Annotated in this window: 1 protein-coding gene; it reads left to right on the forward strand. The window is 60.1% G+C overall.

The features are described from left to right. Positions 1-4541 (forward strand): type I polyketide synthase (locus tag L696_RS28665; protein ID WP_155985414.1); only part of this gene is annotated, 4541 nt, incomplete at both ends.

The following is a 4541-nucleotide window of genomic DNA, read 5'->3' on the forward strand; positions in this document are numbered from 1 at the left end:
CAAGTACCTGCTGCTCGGCCAAGGCAAGTTCGCGTCGAGCAAGGGCAGATGCGAGAGTTTTGGCGAAGGGGGCGACGGCTACGTGCCGGGCGAAGGCGTGGGCGCTGTGCTGCTCAAGCCTCTGTCCAAGGCGATTGAAGACGGAGATCAGATCCACGGCGTGATCAAGGCCACCGCGATCAACCACGGGGGCAAAACCAACGGGTACACCGTCCCGAACCCGAATGCGCAGGCGAATGTGATCGAGCAGGCGCTGCGGCAGGCGGGACTTGACCCGAGCATGGTCTCCTACATCGAAGCGCACGGTACCGGCACCTCGCTTGGCGATCCGATCGAGATCGTAGGCTTGACCAAGGCCTTCCAGGCCACGGCAAACGCCAAACTGCAATCCTGTGCCATCGGCTCGGCCAAGTCAAACATTGGTCACTGCGAGAGCGCAGCGGGCATCGCCGGCGTTACGAAGGTGTTGCTGCAGATGAAGCATCGCCAACTCGCGCCTTCGCTGCATGCCAAGGTGCTCAACCCGAACATCGACTTTGACGCGACCCCGTTCGTCGTGCAGCAGGAGCTGGCGGAGTGGAAGCGTCCGCTGGTGGAGATCGGCGGTCAGGTTCGCGAAGTACCGCGTATCGCTGGCATCTCATCGTTTGGAGCGGGCGGTTCCAACGCGCACGTGATCATCGAAGAGTACATACCGGCAGAGTCGCTGCGCACGCCTGTCGAGGTGACGCCGCAGAATCCGGCCATGATCGTGTTGTCGGCCAAGAACGAAGAACGGTTGCAGGAGCTAGCCGCGCGCCTGCTTCACGCCATCGAGACGCAGCCGTTCACAGATGCGGACCTCGCTGACATCGCCTACACCTTGCAGATCGGTCGAGAAGCGCACGATGCGCGTATGGCGCTGCTCGTCGACTCGCTTCAAGACCTCGCGATCAAGTTGCGCGCCTGCGTGTCCGGCCAAGAGGATGTCCCAACCCTCTATCGCGGCCATGTCAAAGCCAACCGAGACACCCTCTCGCTCTTCCTCGCCGATGAAGAGCTGCAGGAAGCGATTGAAAAATGGATTCAGCGCCGCAAGCACGTCAAGCTCGTCGACCTGTGGGTCAAAGGCTTGGAGCTGGACTGGAACAAGCTCTACGGCGAACACAAGCCGCGCCGCATCAGCCTGCCGACCTATCCGTTTGCCAAACAGCGCTACTGGGTGCCGGAAGGAACGGCGGGAGCGGCACGAACGCTGATGTCTTTGAGCGTCGTGGAAAACCTTGAAGTGCTGGCCCCAGTCTCGACGAACCTGCAAGCAAGGGTGCAAGAGGGAAGCGATGGCACGCTCAACATCGAACTGTGCGACGCCCAAGGGAACATCTGCGTTCGCCTGACTGGACTGCAGGCTGAACCTGCACAAGCGAAACCTGCACAAGCCAAGAAGCAGCCGGAATCCTTCGAGTTGATGACATTCCGAGAAATCTGGCAAGAGCAATCCCTGCCTTCTGTCACAGCCCGGAACGCTGGAACGCTCGTCTGCTTCCTGTCCGATCTGGCACTGCAGCAAACGGTGCGGGAGGCGCTCAAGTCCCTGAGCCCGAGCCTGCAAGTCGAGTTCATCGCACAGGGAAGCTCGATTCCAGAGTCCTTCCAACGCATGCAGGAGGAGCGTCGAGACGTCTTCGGGATGCTGTACCTGTGGCCGCTTGAAGACAAGGCTCTGATCCGAGAGTATTCCAGTATCGTGAACATCCTGAAGTTCCTCGACGCTTCCGGTCAGAAGCCCGAACGCCTGCTGCTAGCTGGGCAATTCGAGAACGGAGTGGAGCGAAGCTACTTCGAATCATGGATCGGCTTTGAAAGATCTTTGGGCCTAGTGCTGCCTAACACGAAGGTGACGGCGGTCTTGCAGGCGGGCTCTTCCTCGCTTCAAGACTGGATGCCGCTGCTCTGGCGTGAACTCCATGCCCCGCAAGCGCAAAGCGTCCTGTACGAAGCAGGCAAGCGCCACATCTGCACCGTCCAGCCGACCCGCCTTGATGCGGGCCAACGCACGGTGCGGGCAGGCGGCACCTACCTGATCACCGGCGGTCTCGGTGCGCTCGGCTACTTGTTCGCGGAGCATCTGGCCCAAAAACAGCCTGTGAACCTCATCCTCACCGGCCGCTCCGAGCTCGACGAAGAGAAGCGCAGCAAGCTGAGCGATCTGGAGACGCTGGGCAGCCAAGTCTTCTACCTGCAAGCGGACGTATGTGACGAAGAGCAGATGCGAGCCGGGCTGGTTCGTGCACGCGATCGCTTCGGACCTCTGCACGGCGTGCTGCACGCAGCAGGATTGTCCGGGGACGAGAGCCTTTTTGCCAAGGACATCAAGGCGTTTGAACGGGTTCTGAGCCCGAAGATCGCAGGAACCCTGCTGCTCGACGAATTGCTGGCGAAGGAGACCGAGCTTGATTTTGTCTGCTACTTCTCCTCGTCATCCGCCGTGTTGGGCGATTTCGGTTCCTGCGACTACGCGATCGGCAACCGCTTCCAGATGGCCTACGCGCAACACCGTCACGAACAGCAGTTGCCGGGCCAGACGCTGGTGATCAACTGGCCGCTCTGGAAAGAAGGCGGAATGGGTCTTGATGAAGGAGAGATCACGGCGAACTACCTGAAGTCGAGCGGACAGCGCTTCTTGGAAGCGGAAGAGGGAGTGGAGCTCTTTGACCTGATCCTCTCGCAGAACGACGTGCAGCAGCTGGTCCTCGTCGGGCAGCCAAGCCGCGTCGAACGCTTCCTCGGAATGGCTGCACAAGCGCCGACAGCGGTTCAACCCACTACGCCGCCGCCGACTGTCAGCGTCTCGTCGGGCACAGCGATGCGTCCGGAGTTGCAAGGATTCTCGCTTGAGCAATGCATCGAGTGGGATCTCAAAGAACAGGTCAGCCAGATCCTGAAAATCTCCCGCGACGAACTCGATGTCGAGGAAAATCTGGTCGACTTCGGGTTTGACTCGATCAGCTTGGCCGAGCTTGGCAACCGTCTTTCCAAGCACTACGGCCTCGAAGTGACGCCGGCCTTGTTCTTCAGCCACTCCACGTTGGAAAAATTGACCCTGCACTTCCTGCGCGAACACGAGGCGTTGATGACGCAGCACTACCTTGAACCGACTGCCGAACCAGCCCCCGAACCGACACCTGTTCCGGTTGTCGCTCCGGCCCGGCAAGAAGTCGCGGTGACAAAAGAGATTCTCGTGCCGCCGACATCCGGTGTTCACGAACCGATCGCCGTGATCGGGATGAGCGGACGCTTCCCGCAAGCGGACAGCGTGCAGGACTTCTGGCAGAACCTCAAAGCGGGCAAGAACGCGATCACCGAGATTCCTTCGGATCGCTGGGACTGGCAAAGTGACTATGAAGAAGGCAAAATCACGTCCAAATGGGGCGGATTTGTAAAAGACGTCGAGTGCTTCGATCCGCTGTTCTTCGAGATCTCGCCGAGAGAAGCGGAGTACATGGACCCGAAACAACGCCTATTCTTGGAGGAAGCATGGCATGCGCTCGAAGATGCCGGCTACATGGGCGATCAGATTCGCGGCAAGTTGTGCGGCGTCTACGTCGGTGTCGAAGAGGGTGAATACGGCTTCCTGACAGGGGATGGCGGCCCGCTCAACGGCAATCAAAATGCGACGTTGGCCGCCCGCATCGCCTACGCCCTCGACTTGAAGGGGCCGAATCTGGCGTTGACCGCCGCTTGCTCCTCCGGGCTGGTTGCGCTCCATCAAGCCTGCCAAGCCTTGCGCGCAGGGGACTGCGACATGGCGCTGGCCGGCGGGGTCAATCTTTTGATCTCCCCGATGATCTACCAAGGGATGAGCAAGATCGACATGCTGTCCCCGGACGGACACTCGTATGTGTTTGATTCGCGTGCGAACGGGTTGGTGCCGAGCGAAGCCGTTGCCGTCGTCGTGCTCAAGCCTTTGTCCAAAGCGATCGCCGATCGCGACCAGATCTACGGCTGCATCACAGCGACCGGAGTCAACTACAACGGCCAATCGAATGGTATCACATCGCCGAACCCGGACGCTCAAGCCGATCTGATCCGCAGCGTGTATGACCGTTATGGAATCAATTCGTCTGACATCCAGTTCGTCATGTCGCACAGCACCGGGTCGAAGCTAGGCGATCCGATGGAGATCCAAGCGCTGACCAGCGCCTTCCGCAAGCCTGGCGCTCAAGCGCAGAACTGTGCGCTCTCCTCGATCAAGCCGCTCATCGGGCACACGTTTGCCGCATCGGGCATCGTCAGCCTGATCAGCATGCTGATGGCGATGCGCGAACGCACCCTGTTGGGCTTGCACGGATTCGAATCGAGCAACGAGTACATCCGATTTGAGGAGAGTCCGTTCGTCGTCAGCACCGAGAACCGAGCGTGGACGATGCAGGAAGGCCGCCCGCGAGTCGGCGCGATCAGCACGACAGGGATCAGTGGCACGAATGCCCATGCCGTGATCGAAGAATACATTCCGACCGCGATGGCTGTGCAGGTAGAACGACCGGGCGCAGCACAGCAAC

Source organism: Paenibacillus maysiensis (assembly GCF_000520815.1).
Taxonomy (GTDB): Bacteria; Bacillota; Bacilli; order Paenibacillales; family Paenibacillaceae; genus Paenibacillus; species Paenibacillus maysiensis.